This window comes from Pseudomonas sp. GW823-FHT02C02 (assembly GCF_058797635.1).
The window spans coordinates 481,872-507,018 of the sequence record NZ_JBXAJV010000003.1 but is presented as its reverse complement, the minus strand read 5'-3'; the positions used below and the strand labels follow the sequence as shown (position 1 = coordinate 507,018).

21 protein-coding genes and 1 pseudogene are annotated in these 25,147 nt (G+C 60.0%); 15 read left to right on the top strand and 7 right to left on the bottom strand.

Annotated features, from left to right (window positions below; genetic code table 11):
• Positions 1-92: 92 nt before the first annotated feature.
• From dgcA to AC1ROI_RS07745, 3 genes are all read right to left on the bottom strand, one after another.
• On the bottom strand, positions 93-2,153 hold the full coding sequence (gene dgcA / locus AC1ROI_RS07755; RefSeq protein WP_008151900.1) for a dimethylglycine demethylation protein DgcA: 2,061 nt from the start codon (positions 2,151-2,153) through the stop codon (positions 93-95).
• A 15-nt stretch (positions 2,154-2,168) separates the two neighbouring features.
• Positions 2,169-2,699 (bottom strand): DUF5943 domain-containing protein, encoded by a 531-nt coding sequence (locus AC1ROI_RS07750; protein ID WP_007947752.1) that lies wholly within the window; start codon positions 2,697-2,699, stop codon positions 2,169-2,171.
• A 79-nt stretch (positions 2,700-2,778) separates the two neighbouring features.
• Complete coding sequence (locus tag AC1ROI_RS07745) at positions 2,779-3,756, bottom strand: dipeptidase (protein WP_007907542.1); 978 nt, start codon at positions 3,754-3,756, stop codon at positions 2,779-2,781.
• Between the two features lie 236 nt (positions 3,757-3,992).
• Between AC1ROI_RS07745 and AC1ROI_RS07740 the strand changes: the two genes are divergently transcribed.
• From AC1ROI_RS07740 to AC1ROI_RS07730, 3 genes and pseudogenes are all read left to right on the top strand, one after another.
• The gene (locus AC1ROI_RS07740; RefSeq protein WP_102593733.1) at positions 3,993-4,394 is read left to right on the top strand and encodes a lysozyme inhibitor LprI family protein; all 402 of its coding nucleotides are present in this window, start codon (positions 3,993-3,995) and stop codon (positions 4,392-4,394) included.
• Between the two features lie 10 nt (positions 4,395-4,404).
• Positions 4,405-4,575, top strand: a pseudogene (locus tag AC1ROI_RS07735) (helix-turn-helix domain-containing protein); the annotation flags it as partial.
• 92 nt (positions 4,576-4,667) lie between these two features.
• Positions 4,668-5,084 (top strand): DUF3010 family protein, encoded by a 417-nt coding sequence (locus AC1ROI_RS07730; protein WP_027926650.1) that lies wholly within the window; start codon positions 4,668-4,670, stop codon positions 5,082-5,084.
• Between the two features lie 137 nt (positions 5,085-5,221).
• Here AC1ROI_RS07730 and AC1ROI_RS07725 read toward each other — a convergent pair whose 3' ends face one another.
• Positions 5,222-6,181, bottom strand: coding sequence for a GlxA family transcriptional regulator (locus tag AC1ROI_RS07725; RefSeq protein ID WP_010467001.1), 960 nt, complete (start codon positions 6,179-6,181; stop codon positions 5,222-5,224).
• A gap of 209 nt (positions 6,182-6,390) precedes the next feature.
• Here AC1ROI_RS07725 and AC1ROI_RS07720 point away from each other — a divergent pair, with 209 nt between their 5' ends.
• The 6 genes from AC1ROI_RS07720 to AC1ROI_RS07695 all read left to right on the top strand — a co-directional run bounded on the left by AC1ROI_RS07720 (position 6,391) and on the right by AC1ROI_RS07695 (position 11,827).
• Entirely contained in the window at positions 6,391-7,335 is a 945-nt protein-coding gene (locus tag AC1ROI_RS07720) for a choline ABC transporter substrate-binding protein (protein WP_102593731.1), read from the top strand.
• Positions 7,336-7,410: 75 nt separating this feature from the next.
• Positions 7,411-8,298, top strand: coding sequence for a 3-dehydrocarnitine:acetyl-CoA trimethylamine transferase CdhC (cdhC, locus tag AC1ROI_RS07715; RefSeq protein WP_008151915.1), 888 nt, complete (start codon positions 7,411-7,413; stop codon positions 8,296-8,298).
• Positions 8,299-8,440: 142 nt separating this feature from the next.
• A complete protein-coding gene (locus AC1ROI_RS07710; RefSeq protein WP_010466999.1) occupies positions 8,441-9,406 on the top strand; it encodes an L-carnitine dehydrogenase in 966 nt (321 codons plus the stop codon).
• 134 nt (positions 9,407-9,540) lie between these two features.
• Positions 9,541-10,017, top strand: a complete 477-nt coding sequence (locus AC1ROI_RS07705; RefSeq protein ID WP_102593730.1) for a thioesterase family protein — start codon at positions 9,541-9,543, stop codon at positions 10,015-10,017.
• Positions 10,018-10,031: 14 nt separating this feature from the next.
• Positions 10,032-11,192, top strand: coding sequence for a gamma-butyrobetaine dioxygenase (locus AC1ROI_RS07700; protein ID WP_102593729.1), 1,161 nt, complete (start codon positions 10,032-10,034; stop codon positions 11,190-11,192).
• Positions 11,193-11,563: 371 nt separating this feature from the next.
• Positions 11,564-11,827, top strand: a complete 264-nt coding sequence (locus AC1ROI_RS07695; RefSeq protein WP_010466994.1) for a hypothetical protein — start codon at positions 11,564-11,566, stop codon at positions 11,825-11,827.
• Positions 11,828-11,958: 131 nt separating this feature from the next.
• Here AC1ROI_RS07695 and gbdR read toward each other — a convergent pair whose 3' ends face one another.
• Together gbdR and AC1ROI_RS07685 are read right to left on the bottom strand one after the other, a co-directional pair.
• Positions 11,959-13,062, bottom strand: a complete 1,104-nt coding sequence (gene gbdR, locus AC1ROI_RS07690) for a choline metabolism transcriptional regulator GbdR (RefSeq protein ID WP_010466992.1) — start codon at positions 13,060-13,062, stop codon at positions 11,959-11,961.
• A gap of 611 nt (positions 13,063-13,673) precedes the next feature.
• Entirely contained in the window at positions 13,674-15,050 is a 1,377-nt protein-coding gene (locus AC1ROI_RS07685) for an L-serine ammonia-lyase (protein ID WP_010466990.1), read from the bottom strand.
• Positions 15,051-15,486: 436 nt separating this feature from the next.
• Here AC1ROI_RS07685 and AC1ROI_RS07680 point away from each other — a divergent pair, with 436 nt between their 5' ends.
• From AC1ROI_RS07680 to choV, 3 genes are all read left to right on the top strand, one after another.
• Positions 15,487-16,437, top strand: coding sequence for a choline ABC transporter substrate-binding protein (locus AC1ROI_RS07680; protein WP_010466989.1), 951 nt, complete (start codon positions 15,487-15,489; stop codon positions 16,435-16,437).
• Between the two features lie 77 nt (positions 16,438-16,514).
• Positions 16,515-17,360 (top strand): choline ABC transporter permease subunit, encoded by an 846-nt coding sequence (choW, locus tag AC1ROI_RS07675; RefSeq protein ID WP_010466987.1) that lies wholly within the window; start codon positions 16,515-16,517, stop codon positions 17,358-17,360.
• Positions 17,357-18,535, top strand: a complete 1,179-nt coding sequence (choV, locus tag AC1ROI_RS07670) for a choline ABC transporter ATP-binding protein (RefSeq protein ID WP_010466986.1) — start codon at positions 17,357-17,359, stop codon at positions 18,533-18,535. Before choW ends, choV begins: the two co-directional genes overlap by 4 nt.
• A gap of 254 nt (positions 18,536-18,789) precedes the next feature.
• On the opposite strand, the gene AC1ROI_RS07665 is transcribed toward choV, so the two are convergent.
• Positions 18,790-20,739 (bottom strand): BCCT family transporter, encoded by a 1,950-nt coding sequence (locus tag AC1ROI_RS07665; RefSeq protein ID WP_224795543.1) that lies wholly within the window; start codon positions 20,737-20,739, stop codon positions 18,790-18,792.
• 378 nt (positions 20,740-21,117) lie between these two features.
• On the opposite strand from AC1ROI_RS07665, the gene betI reads away from it, so the two are divergent.
• From betI to betA, 3 genes are all read left to right on the top strand, one after another.
• Positions 21,118-21,711 (top strand): transcriptional regulator BetI, encoded by a 594-nt coding sequence (betI, locus tag AC1ROI_RS07660; protein ID WP_010466984.1) that lies wholly within the window; start codon positions 21,118-21,120, stop codon positions 21,709-21,711.
• 110 nt (positions 21,712-21,821) lie between these two features.
• Positions 21,822-23,294: a betaine-aldehyde dehydrogenase gene (gene betB, locus AC1ROI_RS07655; protein ID WP_010466983.1), complete on the top strand. Its 1,473-nt coding sequence runs from the start codon at positions 21,822-21,824 to the stop codon at positions 23,292-23,294.
• Positions 23,295-23,439: 145 nt separating this feature from the next.
• A complete protein-coding gene (betA, locus tag AC1ROI_RS07650) occupies positions 23,440-25,143 on the top strand; it encodes a choline dehydrogenase (RefSeq protein ID WP_077747261.1) in 1,704 nt (567 codons plus the stop codon).
• Positions 25,144-25,147: the final 4 nt, after the last annotated feature.

The window sequence follows — 25,147 nt, the reverse complement described above, 5'->3', positions numbered from 1 at the left end:
CCCCCCCCCCCCCCCCCCCCCCCCCCCCCCCCCCCCCCCCCCCCCCCCCCCCCCCCCCCCCCCCCGCTCCTACAAGGGTTATCCACAAGCTCTTAGAAATCCTTGCACAACCGCAGCGCGTCGTAGATCGCGGCGTGTGTATTGCGCTGCGCCACGCAGTCGCCGATGCGGAATAGCAAGTAGCCGTCGCCCGCCTGGCTCAGCGAAGGTTGCGGCTTGATCGCGAACAGGGCTTCGATGTCCATCTGGCCTTTGTTGCGCGAGCCTTCCTTCATGGCGTAGTAGATTTCTTCGTCCGGACGCACGCCGTTTTCAACGACAACCTGGTCCACCACCCGCTCCTCTTTGGCGCCGGTGTATTCGTTTTCCAGCACCGCCACCAGCTTGTCGCCCTCGCGGTAGACCTTTTCCAGCATCATGTCGCCGGTCATGATCACTTCTTTGGGGTACATGCTGCGGTAGTACGTCGGGAACGACGTACCGCCAATCGCCACGCCCGGCTTGATGTCGTCAGTAACGATCTCGACCTGGCTGCCTTTGTCAGCGAGGAAGTCGGCGGTCGACATGCCGGTGAATTCGCAAATGGTGTCGTAGACCAACACGTTCTTGCCCGGCGCGACCTTGCCGTCGAGGATGTCCCAGCTGCTGACCACCAGGCCTTCAGCCGCGCCCCAGTGTTCGTTTTGTTCCAGGAACGGATGACCGCCAACGGCGAGCACCACCACGTCCGGACGCAGGTCGAGAATGGTTGCCGCATCGGCCGCCACGCCCAGGCGCAGGTCGACTTTCAGACGCGCCAATTCCAGCTGGAACCAGCGAGTGATACCGGCAATCTGGTCCCGTTGCGGGGCTTTCGAAGCGGTAGTGATCTGCCCGCCAATGAATTCTTTCTTCTCGAACAGGGTCACGTCGTGGCCACGTTCGGCCGACACACGCGCCGCTTCCATCCCGGCAGGACCGGCACCGACCACCACAACCTTGCGCTTCACACCGGTCGATTTCTCGATGATGTGCGGCACGCCCATGTATTCACGGGAAGTCGCGGCGTTCTGGATGCACAACACGTCCAGGCCCTGATACTGACGGTCGATGCAGTAGTTGGCGCCGACGCATTGCTTGATCTGGTCAACCTGACCCATTTTGATCTTGGCGATCAGGTGCGGGTCGGCGATGTGGGCGCGGGTCATGCCGACCATGTCCACGTAGCCACCTTCCAGAATACGGGTCGCCTGGTTCGGGTCCTTGATGTTCTGCGCATGCAGGACCGGGGCCTTGACCACTTCCTTGATACCGGCCGCCAAATGCAGGAACGGCTCCGGTGGATAACTCATGTTCGGGATAACGTTGGCCAGGGTGTTGTGGGTGTCGCAACCCGAACCCACCACGCCGATGAAGTCGATCATGCCGGTGTCGTCGTAGTACTTGGCGATCTGCTTCATGTCCTCGTGGGACAAGCCGTCCGGGTGGAACTCATCACCGCACAGACGGATGCCGACGCAGAAATCCGGGCCGACTTCAGCCCGCACAGCCTTGATCACTTCCAGGCCGAAACGCATGCGGTTCTCGAAGCTGCCGCCCCATTCGTCGGTACGCTTGTTGACCCGCGGGCTCCAGAACTGGTCGATCATGTGCTGGTGCACGGCGGACAGCTCGACGCCATCCAGGCCACCGGCCTTGGCCCGTGCCGCAGCGCTGGCGTAGTTGCCGATCACCCGCCAGATTTCTTCCGGCTCGATGGTTTTGCAAGTCGCACGGTGCACCGGCTCGCGGATGCCCGACGGCGACAGCAGAGTTGGCCAATGCTCGCCATCCCAGCGGGAACGACGGCCCATGTGGGTAATCTGGATCATGATCTTGGCGCCATGCTTGTGCATGGCATCGGCCAGGTTCTGGAAGTGCGGAATGATCCGGTCGTCGGCCAGGTTGACCGACTTCCACCAGCCTTGCGGGCTGTCGATGGCCACGCTGGAGGAACCGCCGCAAATCGCCAGGCCGATCCCGCCCTTGGCTTTCTCTTCGTAATACTTGACGTACCGGTCGGTGGTCATGCCGCCGTCGGTCGCGTAGACCTCGGCGTGCGCGGTACTGAGCACGCGGTTGCGGATGGTCAGTTTGCCGATCTGGATCGGCTGGAACATTGCTTCGAAAGCCATGGCGGGTTCCTCGACTTACAACGGCTTGACGGTGAACAAACCGTCGTCGTGGCCTTCTTCGGAGCCACCGTAAACCTGTTCGGCAACAGTGCGGATCTTGCTGCCACGGGCTTGCAGAATCTGGTCCATGGCCCCGGCAAACCAACCGGTGAACATGTAGTCGACCTTGCGCCCGACCTTGCCGTACACGTAGACGAACGCCGAGTGTTCGAGCTTGACGCTGGCGGTGCCTTTGTCGAGGTCGATGTCCTGGATCTTGAACAGGCCCCAGCCGCGCTGCGACAGGCGCTTCATGTAGTGCTCGAACACCGCGACGCCTTCCAGGCCGTGGCATTCGGCTTCTTTTTCACACCAGTGCCAGGCGGATTTGTAGCCGGCCTTGTAGAGGATTTCGGCGTAGGCCTCGGCGCCCAGTACTTCCTCGATGCCCATGTGGTTGTTGACGAAGAAGTGACGCGGCACATACAGCATTGGCAGGGCGTCGGAAGTCCAGACACCGGTTTCGCTGTCGACTTCGATTGGCAATTGCGGGGCGATCTTGGCCATGGAAACTTAACTCCAGAAAATTTTGGGTGTTGCCCCCGGCGCGGACGGCCGGGGGAAAGAATTCTTCAGATGCGGCGGCTTATTCGCCCCAAACGTCTTTCAAGACGTTGACCCAGTTCTCGCCCATGATCTTGCGCACCACACGCTCGGAGTGGCCGCGCTTGAGCAGGGTTTCGGTCAGGTTCGGGAATTCGCCGACGGTGCGGATGCCCAGCGGGTTGATGATCTTGCCGAAGCTGGTCAGGCGGCGGGCGTAGCCCTTGTCATGGGTCAGGTATTCAAAGAAGTCCTGGCCATGGCCCTGGGTGAAGTCGGTGCCGATACCGATGGCGTCTTCACCAACGATGTTCATGGTGTATTCGATGGCCTCGGCGTAGTCGTCGATGGTCGAATCGATGCCCTTGGCCAGGAACGGCGCGAACATGGTCACGCCGACAAAACCGCCGTGATCGGCGATGAACTTCAGTTCTTCATCGGACTTGTTGCGCGGATGGACTTTCAGGCCCGACGGCAGGCAGTGGGAGTAGCACACCGGTTTCTTCGATTCGAGAATGACTTCTTCAGACGTCTTGGAGCCGACGTGGGACAGGTCGCACATGACCCCGACGCGGTTCATCTCGGCAACGATTTCACGACCGAATCCCGACAGGCCGCCATCGCGCTCGTAGCAGCCAGTCCCTACCAGGTTCTGGGTGTTGTAGCACATCTGCACGATACCGACGCCGAGCTGCTTGAAGACCTCGACGTAGCCGATCTGGTCTTCAAACGCGTGAGCATTCTGGAAGCCGAACAGGATGCCGGTCTTGCCCTGCTCCTTCGCTTTACGGATGTCGGCGGTAGTGCGAACCGGAATCACCAGGTCGCTGTTCTCGCGGATCAGCTTCTGGCTGGCGGCGATGTTGTTGACGGTGGCCTGGAAGCCCTCCCACACCGACACGGTGCAGTTAGCCGCGGTCAGACCGCCCTTGCGCATGTCTTCGAACAGCTCACGGTTCCACTTGGCAATAATCAGCCCGTCGATAACGATGCTGTCGGCGTGCAATTCGGCTGGGCTCATCAGGCTGTCCCCTATTAGCGATTCATGCGCCGAATCGTGTGCCGGCGCTTTGGGGCCAGCATATGCCTGAGGACCGGGGCAGCCGGGTGCAAAAACGACAGGGGGTTTGCCGAAAGCGTCAATCCGCGACAAAGGGTCGTTGATCGACGCAATCGCCCACCTGTTCAAGGGCCGCTGCTTGGGCCAGAATCCGCTGCATTACTGAATAGGCACTGAAAAATAGGGGCTGCGTCGCAATGAGAACGATCTTCCTGGCTTTGGCACTGATAGCGACCGGCGTACACGCAGCTGAAGAGGCCGACGACAACCCCTGCGACAAGGTCGAAAACGACGTCCAGACCCTGGAATGCTCCGCCTTCAGCAGAACCACCGCCGAAGACCTGCTCAAGGACAACTACCAAAGCCTGACCGACCGCATGCAAACGGCCTACGGCAAGAACCCGGCGCAACTGAGCGACATCACCGCCAAGCTCAAGGCCGCGCAGCAGCAGTGGCTGAAAACCCGGGATGCGGATTGCGCGGTTGAAGCGTTTCCGGCGACCAGTGGCAGCAAGGCGTTCACCATTGCGCAGAACGATTGCGTGGCGCGGATGAGTGATGAGCGGTCGGAGTTTTTGGAGTCGATTGGGCAGGAGTGAAAACATAAATATGGAGAATGATTTGATCCCTCACGAAGTAGTCAGCCTTATCGTTGATGGCGCGTTACCGGTCAGGGCCTGGCGCGAACACCTGAACCTTACACAGGATGAGGTGGCCAAACGCATGGGCATTTCTCAACCTGCTTTTGCCCAGCAAGAGACTGTAGCGAAGCCTCGCTAGGCCACCCGCGAGAAAATTGCCGCGGCGTTTGGCATCACGGCTAATCAACTTGAGCTGTAGGCTGCACACCACCATTTGTGAAAGGGATCGAAATGAAAATCTGCGGCATCGAAATCAAAGGCAGCGAAGCGATCATTGCCGTCGCGTCCCTGGACGGTCAGACGCTGAGTCACGTAGCCCTGCCCACCAAGAAAATCGCCCTCGACGATGACGACGAAGCCGCGAACGTCAAAGTCTTCGCCGCTCAGGTGGCGTCGTTTGTACGCGAGAACTCCATCGACCGGATCGCGATCAAGAAGCGCAGCAAGAAAGGCGAGTTCGCCGGTGGACCGACCACGTTCAAGATCGAGGGTGTGTTTCAGCTGCTGGAAAATTGCGAGGTGACGCTGCTGTCGCCGCAGACGATCAATGCGCAGAGCAAGAAGCACAACGTGGAACTGCCAGCGACGCTGAACAAGTATCAGCATGAAGCCTACAAAGCAGCCTGCTCGGCCTTAATGAAGAAATAAGATCCACACCAAATCATAACTGTGGGAGCGAGCCTGCTCGCGAAAGCGGTAGGTCAGTCGACATCAATGGCGGCTGACAGATTGCATTCGCGAGCAGCCTCGCTCCCACAGGTTTTTTTTGTTGTTGGAATCTGTGCTCAGACCAGCTCTCGCCCATCCCCTAGCCGTCGGCGATCCTCGCGCGGGCACCGCGCAAACTTCGCCCGATAGCTGCGGGTGAAATACGACGGCGATTCAAAACCGCACGCAATGCTCACCTCCAGCACACTCATGTCCGTCTGTCGCAGCAACTGCCGGGCCTTCTCCAGCCGCAAGCGCAGGTAGAAATTGCTCGGCGTGTCGTTCAGGTGTAACCGAAACAGGCGCTCCAACTGGCGCCGCGTCACCTTGATCGATTCGGCTAACTCAAGCGTACTCAGCGGTGGTTCACTGTGCTGCTCCATCTCACCAATAACGTGAACGAGCTTCTTGTTGCTGATGCCATAGCGCGTGGCGACTTCCATGCGCTGGTGGTCTTTGCGCGGGCGGATGCGCCCGAGCACGAATTGTTCGCTGACCTGGATCGCCAGTTCCGGGCCGTGGGCCTGGGCGATCAGGTCGAGCATCAGGTCGATGGAGGCTGTACCGCCGGCTGAGGTGATACGGCGGCGATCGATCTCGAACAGCTCCTGGGTGACGCTGAGCTGTGGATAAGACTCCTTGAACGCGTCGATGGCTTCCCAGTGCAGGGTCAGGCGATGGCCGTCGAGCAGGCCGGCTTCGGCGAGGACGAAGCTGCCGGTGTCGATGGCGCCGAGGGTCACACCCTCGTTGTCCAGACGGCGCAGCCAGTGCTCCAGCGCGGGCGTGGCGAATTTCAGCGGTTCGAAGCCGGCGACCACCAACAGGGTTGCACCTTTCTTCAGCGGTTCCAGCGCCGCGTCGGCGTTGACCGACATGCCATTGCTGGCCAATACCGCCCCGCCATCGGCACTCAGCACGTGCCAGCGATACAACTCGCCGCGAAAGCGATTGGCGACCCGCAGCGGCTCGATGGCCGAGATAAAACCGATGGCCGAGAAACCCGGCATCAACATGAAGTAGAAGTCCTGGGACATGGAGCGCACTCGACTGGCAGGTAACGAGAGGGCGGGTAGCGTGTGGACGTTGATACGCCACTTGCAACAGGCTTTCAAGAGCGCAGGTCGCTGCAGTGCAAGAGCTGGTCGCCGCAGTGCGCTTTCACGGGGCCTTAGCTGCGTAACTTGGCATCACCGGCGCACAAAGATGCCGGAACCCACAATAACGTCTGCCGAGGAACCCCGACATGAAACGACTGATCAGCAGCTGTGTTCTTGCACTCAGCGGTACCGCCTTCTTGAGCGCCAGCGTCATGGCGGCCGAACCTGCTTCATGCCAGAACGTACGCATGGGCGTCGTGAACTGGACCGACGTGATCGCCACCAGTGCCATGACCCAGGTCTTGCTCGACGGCCTCGGCTACAACACCAAACAAACCAGCGCCTCCCAGCAAATCATCTTCGCCGGGATCCGCGACCAGCGCCTGGACCTGTTCCTGGGTTACTGGAACCCGCTGATGACCCAGACCATCACGCCGTTCGTCGACGCCAATCAGGTCAAGGTGCTTGAAGCGCCTAGCCTGAAAGACGCCCGCGCCACCCTCGCCGTTCCGACTTACGTCGCCGACAAGGGTCTGAAAACCTTCGCCGACATCGCCAAGTTCGAAAAAGAACTGGGCGGCAAGATCTACGGCATCGAGCCTGGCTCGGGCGCTAACACCCAGATCAAGGCAATGATCGCCAAGAACCAGTTTGGCCTCGGCAAATTCCAGCTCGTCGAGTCCAGCGAAGCCGGCATGCTCGCGGCGGTGGATCGCGCCGTGCGCCGCAAAGAAGCCGTGGTGTTCTTCGGCTGGGCGCCGCACCCGATGAACGTCAACGTGCAGATGACTTACCTCACCGGCAGCGAAGACGCTCTCGGCCCGAACGAAGGCATGGCCACGGTCTGGACCGTCACTTCGCCGAACTATGCGCAGCAGTGCCCGAACATCGGCAAATTGCTGAGCAACCTGACCTACACCGCCGAAGACGAGAGCCGGATGATGCAGCCGCTGCTGGATCACAAAGACGCTTTCGAATCTGCCAAACAATGGCTGAAAGATCACCCGCAAGACAAGCAACGCTGGCTCGAAGGCGTCACCACCTTCGATGGCAAACCGGCCGCTGACAATTTGAAACTGACCAGCAAATAAACCCCGATTGAACCACCGACTCGCAGCCCTACGGGGCTGCGAACGGAATCATCACGCCTGCAAGGAACCCGCCTCATGAACCACGACGTCATCATCACCTGCGCACTCACCGGTGCTGGCGACACGACCAGCAAGAGCCCACACGTGCCGGTCACCCCGAAACAAATCGCTGCTGCCGCCGTGGAAGCCGCCAAGGCCGGTGCCACGGTCGTTCACTGCCACGTGCGCAACCCCGAAACCGGCAAATTCAGCCGTGACGTGGCCTTGTACCGCGAAGTGATGGAGCGCATCCGCGAGGCGGACGTCGACATCATCGTCAACCTCACCGCCGGCATGGGCGGCGACCTGGAGATCGGCGCGGGCGAGAACCCGATGGAGTTCGGTCCGAACACCGACCTGGTGGGCCCGTTGACCCGTCTGGCCCACGTTGAAGCACTGTTGCCGGAAATCTGCACCCTCGACTGCGGCACCCTGAACTTCGGCGACGGTGACACCATTTACGTGTCCACCCCGGCGCAACTGCGCGCAGGCGCCAAACGCATTCAAGAGCTGGGCGTGAAGGCCGAGCTGGAAATTTTCGACACCGGTCACCTGTGGTTCGCCAAGCAGTTGATCAAGGAAGGCCTGCTCGACGATCCGCTGTTCCAGCTGTGCCTGGGCATTCCGTGGGGCGCGCCGGCCGACACCACCACTATGAAAGCCATGGTCGACAACTTGCCCGCGAACGCGGTGTGGGCCGGCTTCGGCATCGGTCGCATGCAAATGCCGATGGCGGCGCAAGCGGTGCTGCTCGGCGGCAACGTGCGGGTTGGCCTGGAAGACAACATCTGGCTGGACAAGGGTGTGCTGGCGACCAACGGCCAGCTGGTCGAACGCGCCTCGGAAATCCTCAGCCGCCTCGGTGCCCGCGTCCTGACTCCGGCGGAAGGACGGGCAAAAATGGGCCTGACCAAGCGCGGCTAATCCTCCACGCACATAACCTGTAGGAGCGAGGCTTGCCCGCGAAGGCGGCATTCCTGCCGGAAGAGATCCGTCGGATGTACCGGCCTCTTCGCGGGCAAGCCTCTCTCCTACAGAGATCACCGAATTCTTTTAGGACGACGCCATGAGCTTTATCACCGAAATCAAAACCTTCGCAGCCCTGGGCAGCGGTGTCATCGGCAGCGGTTGGGTATCCCGCGCCCTCGCCCACGGCCTCGACGTTGTCGCCTGGGACCCGGCGCCTGGCGCCGAAGCCGCGTTGCGCAAGCGCGTCGCCAATGCCTGGGGTGCGCTGGAGAAACAAGGCTTGGCACCGGGTGCTTCACAGGATCGGCTGCGCTTTGTCGCAACCATTGAGGAATGCGTTCGCGACGCCGACTTCATTCAGGAAAGCGCCCCTGAGCGCCTCGATCTGAAACTGGAACTGCACAGTAAAATCAGCGCGGCGGCCAAGCCCAATGCCTTGATCGGTTCCAGTACTTCCGGTCTGTTGCCGAGCGAGTTCTACGAGAGTTCGACGCACCCGGAACGCTGCGTGGTCGGACACCCCTTCAACCCGGTTTACCTGCTGCCGCTGGTGGAAGTGGTCGGCGGCAAAAACACCGCGCCGCAAGCCGTTCAAGCGGCGATGAAAGTCTACGAATCCCTGGGCATGCGTCCGCTGCATGTGCGCAAGGAAGTGCCGGGGTTCATCGCCGACCGTTTGCTCGAAGCGCTGTGGCGGGAGGCGCTGCACCTGGTCAACGACGGTGTGGCGACCACCGGAGAAATCGATGATGCGATTCGCTTTGGCGCGGGTCTGCGCTGGTCATTCATGGGCACGTTCTTGACGTATACCCTGGCGGGTGGCGATGCGGGTATGAGGCACTTCATGGCGCAATTCGGACCGGCGTTGCAGTTACCGTGGACGTATCTGCCGGCACCGGAGCTGACCGACAAGTTGATTGATGATGTGGTGGATGGCACCAGCGATCAGTTGGGCACGCACAGCATTTCCGCGCTGGAGCGCTATCGTGATGATTGCTTGCTGGCGGTGCTGGAAGCGGTGAAGACCACCAAAGAGAAGCATGGGATGGCGTTCGCTGACTAAACACCCCACCCCCTGTAGGAGCGAGGCTTGCCCGCGAAGGCAATTTCCCTGCCGCAAGAGATCCGTCGAATGTACCGGCCTCTTCGCGGGCAAGCCTCGCTCCTACAGGCCTCAACCATTTCGGATGTGACGACATGCCCGCACTCACCACCTACCAAACCAAAATCATCCCCGAATGGGTCGACTACAACGGCCACCTGCGCGATGCCTTCTACCTGCTTATTTTCAGCTACGCCACCGACGCCCTGATGGATCGCCTGGGCATGGACAGCAACAACCGCGAAGCCAGCGGCAATTCGCTGTTCACCCTCGAACTGCACCTCAATTACCTGCATGAAGTGAAGCTCGAGGCTGACGTCGAAGTGCGTACCCAAATCATCGGCCACGACAGCAAACGCCTGCACATCTATCACAGCCTGCATCTGGTCGGCGACGACAAGGAACTGGCGGGCAACGAACAAATGCTGCTGCACGTGGACCTCGCCGGACCTCGCTCCGCACCGTTCAGCGAAGACACCTTGAGCAAGCTGCAAGCCATCGTCGCCGAGCAAACCGACCTGCCAACCCCCGCCTACATTGGCCGAGTGATCGCATTACCCCCTAAAAAATAACAAGGAGATCGCCATTGAACACCGCCGCTTTTGCCGACTTCCGTACCTACCCGTTGATCAGCGCGTTGTCCGCCGTGCAAACCCTGGCGGATCGAATTCAAGTGCAGTGGGCTGACGGCCGGGTCAGCCCCTTTCATCATCAATGGCTTCGAGATAACTGCCCGTGCCCGCAGTGCGTCTACACCGTGACCCGCGAGCAAGTGCTGGAAATCGTCGACGTCGCAGAGGACCTGGTGCCGACAGCGGCAAACGTCGACGCCGAAGGTTGCCTCAGCGTCGAATGGCAGGACGGCCACCTAAGCCGCTTCGACCCGGGCTGGCTGCGGGCTCACGCCTATGACGACGAGTCCCGCGCCGAACGCCGTGTCGGCAAACCAAAATCCAGGCTGTGGAAAAGCGACTTGCAGCTGCCGGCGTTCGAATACCAGGCGCTGATGAACGATAACGACGCCTTGCTGCAATGGCTGCTGGCGGTGCGCGATATCGGCCTGACTCAAGTGCGCGGCGTCCCCACCGAACCCGGCTCACTTAAACTGATCGCCCAGCGGATTTCCTTCATCCGCGAGAGCAATTTCGGCGTGCTGTTCAACGTGCAATCCAAGGCCGATGCCGATAGCAACGCCTACACCGCCTTCAACCTGCCGCTGCATAGCGATTTGCCGACCCGCGAGTTGCAACCGGGGCTGCAATTTCTGCATTGCCTGGTGAATGACGCGGACGGTGGCGAGAGTATTTTTGTCGACGGCTTTGCCATAGCCCAAGCGTTGCGCGAGGAAGATCCCGAGTCGTTTAAAAGCCTCTGCGAAATCCCGGTGGAGTTCCGCAACAAAGATCGCCACAGCGACTACCGCCGTCTCGCGCCGATCATCGCGCTGGACGCCTTTGGGCAGGTTTCGGAAATTCGCATGGCGAACTTTCTACGCGGACCGTTTGATGCCTCGATCGAGGACATGCCCAAGCTGTACCGCGCTTATCGGCGGTTTATTGCAATGACCCGCGAAGCGCGATTCCGGGTGATGACGCGGCTCAATCCCGGTGAGCTGTGGTGCTTCGACAACCGCCGCACCCTTCATGCCCGCAATGCGTTTGATCCCGCCAGTGGCGCCCGTCATTTTCAAGGGTGCTATGTTGATCGGGATGAATTGTTGTCGCGGATCCTTGTGTTGCAACGCTAGACCGCGTCATCGTTCTTCGCGGGCAAGCCTCGCTCCTACAGGGCATCGCATATCCCCGTGGGAGTGAGCCTGCTCGCGATGTCGTCAGCCCGGACACCCCATCCCGCCCTGATTCACAGGCAAAAAAAACCCCGATCAAGCCGTGACAGGATCGGAGCTGAGGAGGGTACTGTTGAGGAGCCTTCGCGCGAGGGTGACCAAACCTTCGTGTTGCCAGCTGAATCCAGTGTGCCCACTCTCCCCTTTCGCAAGTTAGCCGAAAACGACCTGTTCATAGGTATCGCGGCCATTGCGACAAAACGTCCTTGCCGCCACCTCTTGCCCCGATGAGAATCGAATCACGACACCGTTCCCTGAAGAAGGATTGCGTCATGATGTACGCCGATTTGATTGACCAGGAAGACCTGTTGGGCCAGCTCAAGGCGTTAGGATTTGCAGTGCCCCCTGGCGCTAACGCCGAGCAGGCCTGCGAGTGCGCGGTACGGGGTTTGAACAACGAACGGGCAACGGATCTGCGAACTATGGTCAAGCAGATGTACACCAGCAGTGCGACCATCCTGCCGGCCGTGCGCCAGGCGATCGACAAGCAATTGCTGCCGGCGCTGGCGGAGTATCAGCAGAGCCGTAGCGCCTGAGTAGCGCCTCACCATGATCGTTCCCACGCTCCGCGTGGGAATGCAGCCCGGGAAGCTCCGCGTCCCTGCCGAAGCGGACGCAGAGCGTCCATTGAGGCATTCCCACGCAGCGCGTGGGAACGATCAGAGCATTAGAGCCTTACGCTGGCAAACGTCGACTCATTTCGCGCCTGACTCAGCGCCGACAACGGCCCGGACAGCGGTGACAGCACCAGTGCTTGCGGCAACGGCATCATCGCCACCTGTTGCGTGGTGTTGGAACCTACGCGTTCGTCACGCGGCGGAATGCCGAAGTATTCGCGGTAGCACTTGGAGAAGTGCGGCGTGGACACGAAGCCGCAGACCGACGCCACTTCGATGATCGACATCGGCGTTTGCTTGAGCAGCTGCCGGGCACGGATCAGGCGCAGTTTGAGGTAGTAACGCGACGGCGAGCAGTGCAGGTATTTCTGGAACAGGCGCTCCAGCTGACGACGGGAAACAGCGACATACACCGCCAGTTCGTCGAGGTCGATCGGCTCTTCCAGGTTGGCTTCCATCAGCGCGACGATTTCCTGCAACTTCGGCTGGTTGGTGCCGAGCATGTGCTTGAGCGGCACGCGCTGGTGATCCTGCTCGTTGCGGATGCGTTCGTAGACGAACATTTCCGAGATCGCGGCCGACAGTTCACGACCGTGATCGCGGCTGATCAGGTGCAGCATCATGTCCAGCGGCGCGGTGCCGCCGGAGCTGGTGAAACGGTTACGGTCGAGGGTGAACAGGCGTGTGCTCATGGCTACACGGGGGAACGCTTCCTGCATCGCGGCCAGGCATTCCCAGTGCACGCTGCAATCAAAACCGTCCAGCAGGCCGGCGCACGCCAGGGCCCAGCTGCCGGTGCAGACCGCACCGAGACGGCGGGACTGACGCGCCTGGCTTTGCAGCCACGACACGTGCTCGCGGGTAACGGTGCGCTGGATGCCGATGCCGCCGCAGACAATGATGGTGTCCAGTGGGGGCGCTTTGTGCATGGAGCAGTCGGGGGTGATCTGCAGACCGTCACTGGCCCAGACCTGACCACCGTCGACGGTGAGCGTGGTCCAGCGATACAGCTCGCGGCCGGACAATTGGTTGGCCATGCGCAGAGGTTCTACTGCGGAGGCCAGAGAAATAAGCGTGAAATTGTCCAGCAGCAGAAAGCCGATGGATTGAGGCGCACGGTTCTGGGGTTGAGCCCCGGAGTTGAACGTCGTCATCGCGGTATCTCCTCACACAAAGCGGGTGATGGCCTCAGGCGGAGGCTCTTGTTATTGCCATCGTTCTCGCGTGGGAGACGGGCTTTGTAATGACAGAGCAATTGCCATGCCTAAAGTTGAATGGTCATTCAATAACTCCTGAAAACGACGTCGCGGTGTGTCTAAATAAGCCTTGCCGCGAGTGGGGGTTATAAGTGCCATTATCGGCGGGAGGCGCTCTGCCCCGTTGGGCTTGAGCAAATCGGTAGCACTTGTGGGAACAGGGCTACGGCGACTTATTGGAGAGTGTCACCACAAGCACAGGTGACAGGCGGTAATGGCCAGGTTGGATCCCTGTCCTGGGTGAAGCCGCTTATCTGTAAGCGACGCGCCAAAACGTGGCGCGTTTTAATTCCGGTGTTCACTTAGCGCGCAGTTTTGACTGGTCTTCTCTCGCAGATGACTTTTCTGTGGCGAGGGAGCTTGCTCCCGCTGGGGCGCGAAGCGGCCCTGAAAACTGCAAACGCGAACTTTCAGATATACCCGGTCGCGGGCTATTCGGCTGCTGCGCAGCCGAGCGGGAGCAAGCTCCCTCGCCACAGATACTCATTTCACCAGAGAGTTAAGCGTTATCAGCACTCAACCGCGCTCACCGCCAACCCTCCCCGCGAAGTCTCTTTGTATTTGTCATGCATATCGGCGCCGGTATCACGCATGGTGCGGATCACCCGATCCAGCGAGATAAAGTGCTGACCATCCCCGCGCAGCGCCATCTGCGCCGCGTTGATGGCTTTCACCGCGGCAATCGCATTGCGCTCGATGCACGGCACTTGAACCAGCCCGCCCACCGGGTCGCAGGTCAGGCCGAGGTTGTGTTCCAGGCCGATTTCCGCCGCGTTGCACAACTGCTCCGGGGTCGCGCCAAGGATCTCCGCCAACCCGGCCGCAGCCATCGCGCAGGCTGAACCGACTTCGCCCTGACAACCGACCTCGGCCCCGGATATCGAAGCGTTCTTCTTGCACAGAATTCCCACCGCCGCAGCACTGAGGAAATAGTCGACCACGTTGGCGTCCGTCACCGCCTCGCTGAACTTCATAAAGTAGTGCAACACCGCCGGAATGATTCCCGCCGCACCGTTAGTCGGTGCCGTCACCATGCGCCCACCGGCAGCGTTCTCTTCGTTGACCGCCAGGGCGAACAGGTTGACCCATTCCATGGCGCTCAAGGTCGAGCCGATGACGTTGGGTTTGCCCAGCTCTTGCAGGCTGCGATGCAACTTGGCCGCACGACGGCGCACATTCAGGCCGCCAGGCAAGATGCCTTCGTGCTTGAGGCCCTGATCGACGCAATCCTGCATGGCGCGCCAGAGCTTCATCAGACCGCTGCGAATCTCTTCCTCGCTGCGCCAGACCTTCTCGTTAGCCATCATCAATTCGGCGACGCGAAGGTTGTGCTTCTGGCACAGGCTGAGCAGTTCGACAGCGCTGGAGAAATCGTAGGGCAACACGGTGCGATCCAGATCGACCACGCCGCTGGAAGCCTGCGCTTCATCCACGACAAAACCACCGCCGATGGAATAGTAGGTGTCGCGATGCAACTCACCGTGTTCGCCTTCAACGATCAGGGTCATGGCGTTGGGGTGGAACGGCAGGTTTTCGTCGATCAGGCGCATGTCGCGAGCCCAGATAAACGGCACCGACAAGCGACCGTCGAGCAACAGGGTGTGGGTCTCGCGCAAGGTTTCGATACGGATGCCGATTTGCGACGGATCAATCGCGTCCGGCCACTCGCCCATCAGGCCCATGATCACAGCGTTGTCGCTGCCGTGACCGATTCCGGTGGCCGATAACGAACCATAAAGCTGAACTTCAACGCGCCGCACTTGTTCCAAAAGACCCTGCTCACGCAAACCTTGCACGAACAGCGCGGCGGCCCGCATAGGTCCCACGGTGTGCGAACTGGAAGGGCCGATACCGATTTTGAACAGGTCGAAAACACTGATAGCCATTACTGCCGAACTCCTGGATGTGCCAACTCCAGACGCAAAAGCGCCCAGTGACGGAGCTGCTACGCTCAAGCTGCAATCCGCCGAGATTGGCCGCATCATCAGGCTTTTTCCGTGTCGTTCGACGTCTCACACCGACGCACTCATGCTCACTAACGCCGCAGGCGTTTTACGCTTCGTTTTCGCCGTTTTTTTGCGGATCAGGGAGGCAAAGGGGGCTGAAAAAAGCTGTAAACGACGTCACCGACACTGGATGCGACCATCCCTGTACTGGTTACGACGCACCCTGTAGGCGTCAGATTTTCACTGGTACATGATCGTATCGACTCGATTGCAAGGCGCCGTGGTAGAGCTGTCTCCAAAACGCCATCCAACCGCAACCTATAAGTGCGGTGGTCCAGTCGGAACACTGCCAAAAAAAACACCAAGGAGTCCATCCATGAAAGGTTCCCCGTCGTTGTTGTTGGCCGCCATGCTGAGTCTGCCGTTACTGGCTCAAGCTGCAGAACCCGCTCAGTGCAGCACCGTAAACTTCTCCGATGTCGGCTGGACTGACATTACCGTCACCACCGCCACCACCAGCGTCGTTCTCGATGCCCTGGGCTACAAGACCAAAACCACGATGATTTCCGTTCCGGTGACCTACAAGTCCCTGGCCGACGGCAAGAACATGGACGTGTTCCTGGGCAACTGGATGCCGACCATGGAAAACGACATCAAGGCTTACCGTGATGCCGGTACCGTGGAGACCCTGCGCGCCAACCTCGAGAACGCAAAATACACCCTCGCCGTGCCCGAAGAGTTGTATAACAAGGGTCTGAAAGATTTTGCCGACATCGCCAAGTTCAAGAAAGAACTCGACGGCAAGATCTACGGCATCGAACCGGGCAACGACGGCAACCGCCTGATTCAGAGCATGATCGACAAGAACGCCTTCGGCCTGAAAGACGCCGGCTTCAAGGTGGTCGAGTCCAGCGAAGCAGGCATGCTCTCGCAAGTCGATCGCGCCCAGCGCCGCAACACCGCCGTGGTGTTCCTGGGCTGGGAACCGCACCCGATGAACACACGTTTCAAGATGAAGTACCTGACCGGCGGCGACGACTTCTTCGGCCCGAACTTCGGTCAGGCGACCATCTTCACCAACACCCGCAAGGGCTACGCGCAGGAATGCAGCAACGTCGGTCAGTTGCTGAAAAACCTGGTGTTCACCCTCGACATGGAAAGCACGCTGATGGGCAACGTCCTGGACGACAAAATGAAGCCTGACGCGGCCGCCAAGGCCTGGCTGAAAAAGAATCCACAGGTGCTCGATACCTGGCTCGCTGGCGTAACCACCATTGACGGTAAACCTGGCCTGGAAGCCGTGAAAGCCAAGCTCGCGCAGCCTTGATTTAGGAAGCATCGCTTACGCCGGGCGGGTTCGCTCGCCCGGGCTGTTTATTTCCTTGCATGCGGACGTTCACTACCATGCTGATTGATCAGAAAATACCTCTAGGCCAGTACATCGCGGGCTTCGTTGAATGGTTGACGCAACACGGCGCCAACACCTTCGACGCCATCGCCGTGTCACTGGAAACGATGATCCACGGCGTGACTTTCGCGCTGACCTGGTTCAACCCGCTGGCATTGATCGGCCTCATCGCACTACTGGCTCATTTCATTCAACGAAAGTGGGGGCTGACCGTTTTCGTCATTGCCTCCTTTCTGCTGATCCTCAACCTGGGGTACTGGCAGGAAACCATGGAAACCCTCGCCCAGGTGCTCTTCGCGACCCTGGTCTGCGTGGTCATCGGCGTACCGTTGGGTATCGTCGCCGCGCACAAACCGATGTTCTACACACTGATGCGGCCGGTGCTCGATCTGATGCAGACCGTACCGACGTTTGTGTACCTCATTCCTACCCTGACCCTCTTCGGGCTGGGCGTGGTCCCGGGTCTGATCTCCACGGTAGTGTTCGCGATTGCCGCGCCTATCCGCCTGACCTACCTGGGCATCCGTGATGTTCCCGCAGAACTGATGGACGCCGGCAAAGCCTTCGGCTGCTCGCGCCGCCAGTTACTCGCACGCATCGAACTGCCTTACGCCATGCCAAGCATCGCGGCCGGTATCACCCAGTGCATCATGCTGTCATTGTCGATGGTGGTGATTGCGGCTCTGGTGGGCGCCGACGGCTTGGGCAAACCTGTGGTCAACGCACTGAACACTGCTGATATCGCCCTGGGCTTCGAAGCCGGCCTGGCGATCGTACTGCTGGCGATCATGCTCGACCGTATCTGCAAACAACCCGACGCTAAAGCAGGGGGTGACGCATGAGCATTATTCGCTTCGAAGACGTCGACGTAATCTTCTCCAAAGATCCACGCGAGGCGCTCAAGCTCCTCGACCAAGGCATGACCCGCGACCAGATCCTGAAAAAAACCGGACAGATCGTCGGCGTTGAAAAAGCCAGCCTGGACGTGGAAAAAGGCGAAATCTGCGTGCTGATGGGCCTGTCGGGCTCCGGCAAATCCAGCCTGCTGCGTTGCATCAACGGCCTCAACACCGTGAGCCGTGGCAAGTTGTTCGTCGAGCACGAAGGCAAGCAGATCGATATCGCTTCCTGTACCCCGGCAGAACTGAAAATGATGCGCACCAAGCGCATCGCGATGGTGTTCCAGAAATTCGCGCTGATGCCGTGGCTGACGGTGCGCGAGAACATCAGTTTCGGTCTGGAAATGCAGGGTCGCCCGGAGAAAGAACGCCGCAAACTGGTGGACGACAAGCTTGAGCTGGTGGGCCTGACCCAGTGGCGCAACAAGAAGCCTGACGAACTCTCCGGCGGTATGCAGCAACGCGTGGGCCTGGCCCGTGCGCTGGCGATGGATGCGGACATTCTGCTGATGGACGAACCGTTCTCAGCGCTCGACCCGCTGATCCGCCAAGGTCTGCAGGACGAATTGCTGGAACTGCAAAGCAAGCTGAGCAAAACCATTGTGTTCGTGAGCCACGACCTCGATGAAGCCCTGAAGCTCGGCAGCCGTATCGCAATCATGAAAGACGGCCGAATCATCCAGTACAGCGTGCCGGAAGAGATCGTGCTCAACCCGGCGGACGACTACGTGCGGACCTTCGTCGCGCACACTAACCCGCTGAACGTGCTGTGCGGTCGCAGCCTGATGCGCACCCTGGACAACTGCAAACGCATCAACGGTTCGGTGTGCCTCGATCCGGGCGGCGATTCATGGCTGGACCTGGCCGAAGGCAACACCATCAAAGGCGCCCGCCAGAACGGCGCGAGCCTGGATCTGCAGAACTGGATTCCAGGGCAAGCGGTTGAAGGCCTGGGTCGTCGGCCAACGCTGGTGGACTCGAACATCGGCATGCGCGATGCGCTGCAGATTCGTTATCAGACCGGCAACAAACTGGTGCTGCACGACAACAACAAAGTGGTCGGGATTCTGGGCGACAGCGAGCTGTATCACGCACTGCTCGGCAAGAACCTGGGTTAAGGCAACAGACACAAAAACGCCGCGAGAGGATCGCGGCGTTTTTGTTAGTGCAGATATTTGGCTTGGAATGCTGATAACTGTGGCGAGGGAGCTTGCTCCCGCTGGGTTGCGCAGCAACCCCAAAACCAGACACCACGGTCATTCAGAAAGACCGCGTTATCGTTAAATGCGACTGCTACGCAGTCGAGCGGGAGCAAGCTCCCTCGCCACAATGGATCTGCGGTGCAGCAACTTGCACCGCATGACCTCAAGTTTCAGCTATAGACACGGCCAAGGAGCTGCCGATGGCTTTCGAACTGATCGAGCACGTCACGGGTGATCTGATCCTGAGTGAAGCCCATCAAATCGTAATCCTGGCTGCCGTTGTGCAGGTAAACCTCGGCGCGGTAATAGCGCGCACGCGGTTCGTCAGCGCTTTCGGCCGACACCGTTTCACTCGCCGCCGCCAGATAGCCATCCAGGCTCACTTCGTAGACAAAAGGGTTGCCCTCTTCCATCTCGATGCGCACACCCATGCAACGCTTGGACTTGCCCAGCAACGTTTGCACGTCCAGACCCTGGGCACGCAATTGCACGGCCGCATCTTCCAGCGCCGGGCTGACTTGCTTGTCCATGAAACGCTGAACGATCGACTGATTCGGTTGCAGGTCCAGCTGCGTCAAACGCTCGCTGAAACCACGGCGACCGCGTGCTGCGAGCTCCGCTTGCTCCTGTTCGATCTGCACGTCCTGGCGCATCGCCTTGTGCAGGCCAAACATGAAGAACACCAGCACCACCGAGAACGGCAGACCGGCCAACACCACCATGGTTTGCATCGCTTCGAAGTTACCGGCGAACAGCAGGCCGATGGTCACCAGGGTGATCACCGCCGACCAGAAGATCCGCAACCAGTGCGGCGCATCTTCATCGACGTTACCGCCCTTGCAGGAAAGATTGGCCATCATCACCGCGCCGGAATCCGCCGGGGTCAGGAACAGCACGAAACCGACGAAGATCGACACGCCGATCACAATCTTCGATGCCGGGTAATGCTCAAGCAATTGGTAGATCGCCATCGACGGCTGTTCGAGCGCCGTCTTTCCGAGCTCCACCGCCCCATGGTTCATCACCAGGTCCAGGGCCGAGTTACCGAAGATCGACAGCCACGCCAGGGTGAACCCCAGCGGGATCAGCAGCACGCCGGCCACCAGTTCACGCACCGTGCGACCACGGGAAATACGCGCGATGAACATGCCGACGAATGGGGCCCAGGAAATCCACCAGGCCCAGTAGAACAGGGTCCACAAGCCCAGCCAGCGGTCGGACTTCTCACTGTCGCCTTCGTAGACGTAGAGGTCGAAAGTCTTCAGGACCACGCCGTTCAGGTAGTCGCCGACGTTCTGCACGAAGCCGTTCAACAGGTGCAAGGTCGGGCCGAACAGCAGCACGAAAATCAGCAGACCGCTGAACAGTACGATGTTCAGGTTCGACAGACGGCGAATGCCGTTTTCCACACCCGACACAGCCGCGATGGTCGCCACGGTGCTCATCACGATGATCACGATCAGCAGGTTGGTGTTGCTGTGTTCCATGCCGAACAGGTTTTCAAGGCCCGACGACACTTGCAGCGAACCAATCCCCAGGTTCGTCACCAGCCCCAGCAGGGTCACGAACATGCCGAAACCGTCCACCGCGTGACCGGCCGCGCCTTTGACCCAACGCTCGCCCACCAGCGGATACAGCGCCGAACGCAACGCCAGCGGCTGGTTATGACGGTAGGCAAAGTACGCCACGGCCAGGCCGACCAAGGCGTAGATCGCCCAGCCATGCAGGCCCCAATGCAGGAATGTCAGCTGCACAGCCTGACGGGCGGCCATGTTGCTGGCAGCCACGCCTTCCGGCGGGTTGAAGTAATGGTCCAGCGGCTCGGAAGCACCGAAGTACAGCAGCGAAATGCCGATACCCGACGAGAACAGCATCCCCGCCCACGCGCCGTAGCTGAAGTCCGGGGTGTCGTCCTTGCTGCCCAGCTTGAGCTTGCCGTAGGACGAAAACGCCAGGCCGACGACAAATACCAGGTAGGCGGCGATCACCACCATGTAGTACCAGCCGAAGCTGCGGGACAACCAGGCCTGGGCGATGCCGAGCAATCTGCCGGCCTCTTGCGGGGCGATGATCAGAATGGCGGTCAACAACAGAATCAGCGCGGTAGAGGTGTAGAACACCCAACCGTTGACCGTCACCTTCTCGGGCGGGGTCTTTATTAGAGAGGCAGAACTCATGGCACAGATGCTCCAGGCAGTGCGAGAGAAGAACACAAGGCAACGCGGTACCCGACCAATCGGTTAGTTGGCAGCCGACCGACGGGTGATATAAAGACACCCCGAAAAAAGCCCGAAGCCCGGAACGCCAGTGCGTAGGGGTTTCGAGCCGTTTTGGATGTCGGTTTATCGTCATTTACACGTAGGAAAAATCTGTAAGCAGCGACGAATTGTCGCAGATCTTATTCTTTGTTGATTGAACGTTCAATCAAAACAAAATAGACTGGCCCTCAATCCGATAGACGTTTTACGTCCGCCGGAAGGCCTAAGGAGATGTGCAAGATGCCCAAGGTCGGTATGCAACCCATCCGCCGCCAGCAATTGATCGAAGCCACATTGCAGGCGGTTGATCAGGTCGGAATGGGGGACGCCAGCATTGCGCTGATCGCCCGTTTGGCCGGTGTCTCGAATGGCATCATCAGTCACTATTTTCAGGACAAGAACGGCCTGATTGCTGCCACGGCGCAGTATCTGATGAGTGTCCTGAGCGAGAACGTCACCGCGCGCCGTCAGGCGCTGGAGGACAGCAGCCCGCGGGCGCACCTCCAGGTGATCATCGAAGGCAACTTCGACGCCAGCCAGGTCAATGGCCCGGCAATGAAAACCTGGCTGGCCTTCTGGGCCACCAGCATGCACCACCCGTCTTTGCACAGGTTGCAGCGGATCAACGATCACCGCCTGTATTCCAACCTGTGCTGCCAGTTCCGCCGCGTATTGCCGCTCGATGACGCGCGCAGTGCAGCCCGGGGCCTGGCAGCCCTCATTGACGGTTTGTGGTTGCGCGGCGCGCTGTCGGGAGATGCTTTCGACACCGAGCAGGCGCACCGGATCGCTTACGAATACATGGACTTTCAACTGGCCAAGCAGGTGAGTTAGAGCACACATAAATCGCTCAACCCCTGAACTGCTGCTGATCGGTGTTGCCACAACCCTATGGCTTCACTCCAGTGGCCTACGCCAACCACTTATGCACTTGCGAGGACACTATGGCCCGTTTCGAACTGCAAAAACTTTACATCGATGGCGGTTACTCCGACGCCAGCAGCGACGCCACCTTCGAAGCCATCAACCCGGCTAACGGTGAAGTCCTCGCAACCGTACAGCGTGCGACCAAGGAAGACGTTGAGCGCGCGGTAGTCAGCGCCGAAAAGGGCCAGAAAATCTGGGCCGCAATGACCGCCATGGAGCGTTCGCGCATCCTGCGTCGTGCCGTTGACATCCTGCGCGAGCGCAACGATGAGCTGGCCGCCCTGGAAACCCTGGACACCGGCAAGTCGTTCTCCGAAACCAAGTATGTCGACATCGTCACCGGTGCCGACGTGCTGGAGTACTACGCAGGCCTGGTGCCCGCCATCGAAGGCGAGCAGATCCCGCTGCGTACCACGTCGTTCGTCTACACCCGTCGCGAGCCGCTGGGTGTCGTGGCCGGCATCGGCGCGTGGAACTACCCGATCCAGATCGCCCTGTGGAAATCCGCGCCAGCCCTGGCGGCCGGTAACGCGATGATCTTCAAGCCAAGCGAAGTCACTTCCCTGACCACGCTGAAACTGGCCGAGATCTACACCGAGGCAGGCCTGCCAGCCGGCGTATTCAACGTGTTGACCGGCAGCGGTCGTGAAGTCGGCACCTGGTTGACCGAGCACCCACGCATCGAAAAAATATCCTTCACCGGTGGCACCGACACCGGCAAGAAGGTCATGGCCAGCGCTTCCGCTTCGTCGCTGAAAGACGTGACCATGGAACTGGGCGGCAAATCCCCGCTGATCATCTTCGACGACGCCGACCTCGATCGCGCCGCCGACACCGCGATGATGGCCAACTTCTACAGTTCCGGTCAGGTCTGCACCAACGGCACTCGCGTGTTCGTGCCGACTCACCTGAAAGCCGCTTTCGAAGCCAAGATCGCTGAGCGCGTTGCGCGCATCCGCATCGGCAACCCGGAAGACGAGAACACCAACTTCGGCCCGCTGGTCAGCTTCGCCCACATGGAAAGCGTGCTGGGTTACATCGCCAAAGGTAAGGAAGAAGGTGCTCGCGTGCTGTGCGGCGGCAATCGTCTGACCGAAGGCGAATTCGCCAAAGGCGCGTTCGTGGCCCCGACCGTGTTCACCGACTGCACCGACGAGATGACCATCGTTCGCGAAGAAATCTTCGGCCCGGTGATGGCGATCCTGACCTACGACACCGAAGAAGAAGTGATCCGTCGTGCCAACGACACCGACTTTGGCCTCGCCGCCGGCATCGTAACCAAGGACCTGAACCGCGCTCACCGCGTGATTCATCAACTGGAAGCTGGTATCTGCTGGATCAACGCCTGGGGCGAGTCTGACGCGAAGATGCCGGTCGGCGGCTACAAGCAGTCCGGTGTTGGTCGTGAAAACGGGATCAGCTCTCTCAATAACTTCACGCGCATCAAGTCCGTGCAAGTCGAACTGGGTGAGTACGTTTCGGTATTTTGATTAGCTGATCCAGCGACAAGCGGCAAGCTTCAAGCTGCAAGCTGCAAGTAAAAGCAGTTTGGTTTGCCGCTCCATCTCAACACCGCTCGCTGCTCTCTTGCAGCTTGAAGCTTGAAGCTTGAAGCTTGAAACTCCCGGAGGGCCTATGTCCCAAGAATTCGATTACATCATCATCGGTGCCGGCTCGGCCGGTAACACCCTGGCGACCCGTCTGACTGAAGACGAAGGCGTCACCGTCCTGCTGCTCGAAGCAGGCGGCCCGGACTACCGTCTGGACTTCCGCACGCAAATGCCGGCCGCCCTGGCGTTCCCGCTGCAAGGCCGTCGCTACAACTGGGCCTACGAAACCGATCCAGAGCCACACATGGACGGTCGCAAGATGGAATGCGGTCGCGGCAAGGGCCTCGGCGGTTCCTCGCTGATCAACGGCATGTGCTACATCCGCGGCAACGCGATGGACTACGACAACTGGGCCAAGCTTCCAGGTCTTGAAGACTGGGACTACCTGAACTGCCTGCCGTACTTCCGCAAGGCTGAAACCCGCGACATCGGCCCGAACGACTACCACGGTGGCGACGGTCCGGTCAGCGTGACCACGCCGAAAGCCGGCAACAACCCGCTGTTCCACGCGATGGTTGAAGCAGGCGTACAGGCCGGTTACCCGCGCACCGAAGATCTCAACGGTTACCAGCAAGAAGGCTTCGGCCCGATGGACCGCACCGTGACGCCGAACGGCCGCCGCGCCAGCACCGCTCGCGGTTACCTGGACATCGCCAAGAAGCGTTCGACCCTGACCATCGTCACCCACGCCCTGACCGACAAGATCCTGTTCGAAGGCAAGCGTGCCGTTGGCGTGCGTTACCTGATCGGTGCCGCTGAAGAGCGCGTTGAAGCCCGTGCCCGCAAAGAAGTGCTGCTGTGCTCCGGCGCCATCGCGTCGCCGCAGATTCTGCAACGCTCCGGCGTCGGCCCGGCTGAACTGCTGAACAAGCTCGACATCCCGGTGGTCCATGACCTGCCCGGCGTCGGCGAAAACCTGCAGGATCACCTCGAGTTGTACCTGCAATACGCCTGCACCCAACCGGTCTCGCTGTACCCGTCGCTGCTCTGGTACAACCAGCCGGCCATCGGTGCCGAATGGCTGTTCAACGGCACCGGCATCGGCGCCAGCAACCAGTTCGAAGCGGGCGGTTTCATTCGTACCCGCGAAGAATTCGATTGGCCGAACATCCAGTACCACTTCCTGCCGGTCGCGATTAACTACAACGGCAGCAACGGTGTGAAAGAGCACGGTTTCCAGGCGCACATGGGTTCCATGCGTTCGCCGAGTCGTGGTCGCATCCAGGCCAAGTCCAAGGATCCGCGCGAGTACCCGAGCATCCTGTTCAACTACATGGCCACCGAGCAGGACTGGCAGGAATTCCGCGACGGCATTCGCCTGACCCGTGAAATCATGCAACAGCCCGCACTGGACGCTTTCCGTGGTCGCGAAATCAGCCCGGGCATCGACGTGCAAACCGATGAGCAGCTCGACAAGTTCATCCGCGAACACGCCGAAACCGCGTTCCATCCTTCCTGCTCGTGCAAGATGGGCACCGACGAGATGGCCGTGGTCGATGGCGAAGGTCGAGTGCATGGTCTGCAAGCCCTGCGTGTGGTCGATGCCTCGATCATGCCGATCATCACCACCGGCAACCTGAACGCACCAACGATCATGATCGCCGAGAAAATCGCCGACAAGATCCGTGGTCGCCAGCCGTTACCGCGCAGCAAGGCCGATTACTACGTGGCCGGCGATGCGCCGGTGCGTGGCAAGCCGTTGCGGGAAGTGAGCCTTACCGCTCAGTAAGACT

Bases quoted from the DNA above. Each gene is read 5' to 3' on its own strand.
- AC1ROI_RS07680 (WP_010466989.1), top strand. From the start codon at position 15,487: ATGAAAGGTTCCCCGTCGTTGTTGTTGGCCGCCATGCTGAGTCTGCCG.
- choW (WP_010466987.1), top strand. From the start codon at position 16,515: ATGCTGATTGATCAGAAAATACCTCTAGGCCAGTACATCGCGGGCTTC.
- betB (WP_010466983.1), top strand. From the start codon at position 21,822: ATGGCCCGTTTCGAACTGCAAAAACTTTACATCGATGGCGGTTACTCC.
- gbdR (WP_010466992.1), bottom strand. From the start codon at position 13,062: ATGACGACGTTCAACTCCGGGGCTCAACCCCAGAACCGTGCGCCTCAA.
- betI (WP_010466984.1), top strand. From the start codon at position 21,118: ATGCCCAAGGTCGGTATGCAACCCATCCGCCGCCAGCAATTGATCGAA.
- cdhC (WP_008151915.1), top strand. From the start codon at position 7,411: ATGAACCACGACGTCATCATCACCTGCGCACTCACCGGTGCTGGCGAC.
- dgcA (WP_008151900.1), bottom strand. From the start codon at position 2,153: ATGGCTTTCGAAGCAATGTTCCAGCCGATCCAGATCGGCAAACTGACC.
- AC1ROI_RS07685 (WP_010466990.1), bottom strand. From the start codon at position 15,050: ATGGCTATCAGTGTTTTCGACCTGTTCAAAATCGGTATCGGCCCTTCC.
- AC1ROI_RS07745 (WP_007907542.1), bottom strand. From the start codon at position 3,756: ATGAGCCCAGCCGAATTGCACGCCGACAGCATCGTTATCGACGGGCTG.
- choV (WP_010466986.1), top strand. From the start codon at position 17,357: ATGAGCATTATTCGCTTCGAAGACGTCGACGTAATCTTCTCCAAAGAT.
- AC1ROI_RS07725 (WP_010467001.1), bottom strand. From the start codon at position 6,181: ATGTCCCAGGACTTCTACTTCATGTTGATGCCGGGTTTCTCGGCCATC.
- AC1ROI_RS07740 (WP_102593733.1), top strand. From the start codon at position 3,993: ATGAGAACGATCTTCCTGGCTTTGGCACTGATAGCGACCGGCGTACAC.
- AC1ROI_RS07750 (WP_007947752.1), bottom strand. From the start codon at position 2,699: ATGGCCAAGATCGCCCCGCAATTGCCAATCGAAGTCGACAGCGAAACC.
- betA (WP_077747261.1), top strand. From the start codon at position 23,440: ATGTCCCAAGAATTCGATTACATCATCATCGGTGCCGGCTCGGCCGGT.
- AC1ROI_RS07705 (WP_102593730.1), top strand. From the start codon at position 9,541: ATGCCCGCACTCACCACCTACCAAACCAAAATCATCCCCGAATGGGTC.
- AC1ROI_RS07720 (WP_102593731.1), top strand. From the start codon at position 6,391: ATGAAACGACTGATCAGCAGCTGTGTTCTTGCACTCAGCGGTACCGCC.
- AC1ROI_RS07695 (WP_010466994.1), top strand. From the start codon at position 11,564: ATGATGTACGCCGATTTGATTGACCAGGAAGACCTGTTGGGCCAGCTC.
- AC1ROI_RS07730 (WP_027926650.1), top strand. From the start codon at position 4,668: ATGAAAATCTGCGGCATCGAAATCAAAGGCAGCGAAGCGATCATTGCC.
- AC1ROI_RS07710 (WP_010466999.1), top strand. From the start codon at position 8,441: ATGAGCTTTATCACCGAAATCAAAACCTTCGCAGCCCTGGGCAGCGGT.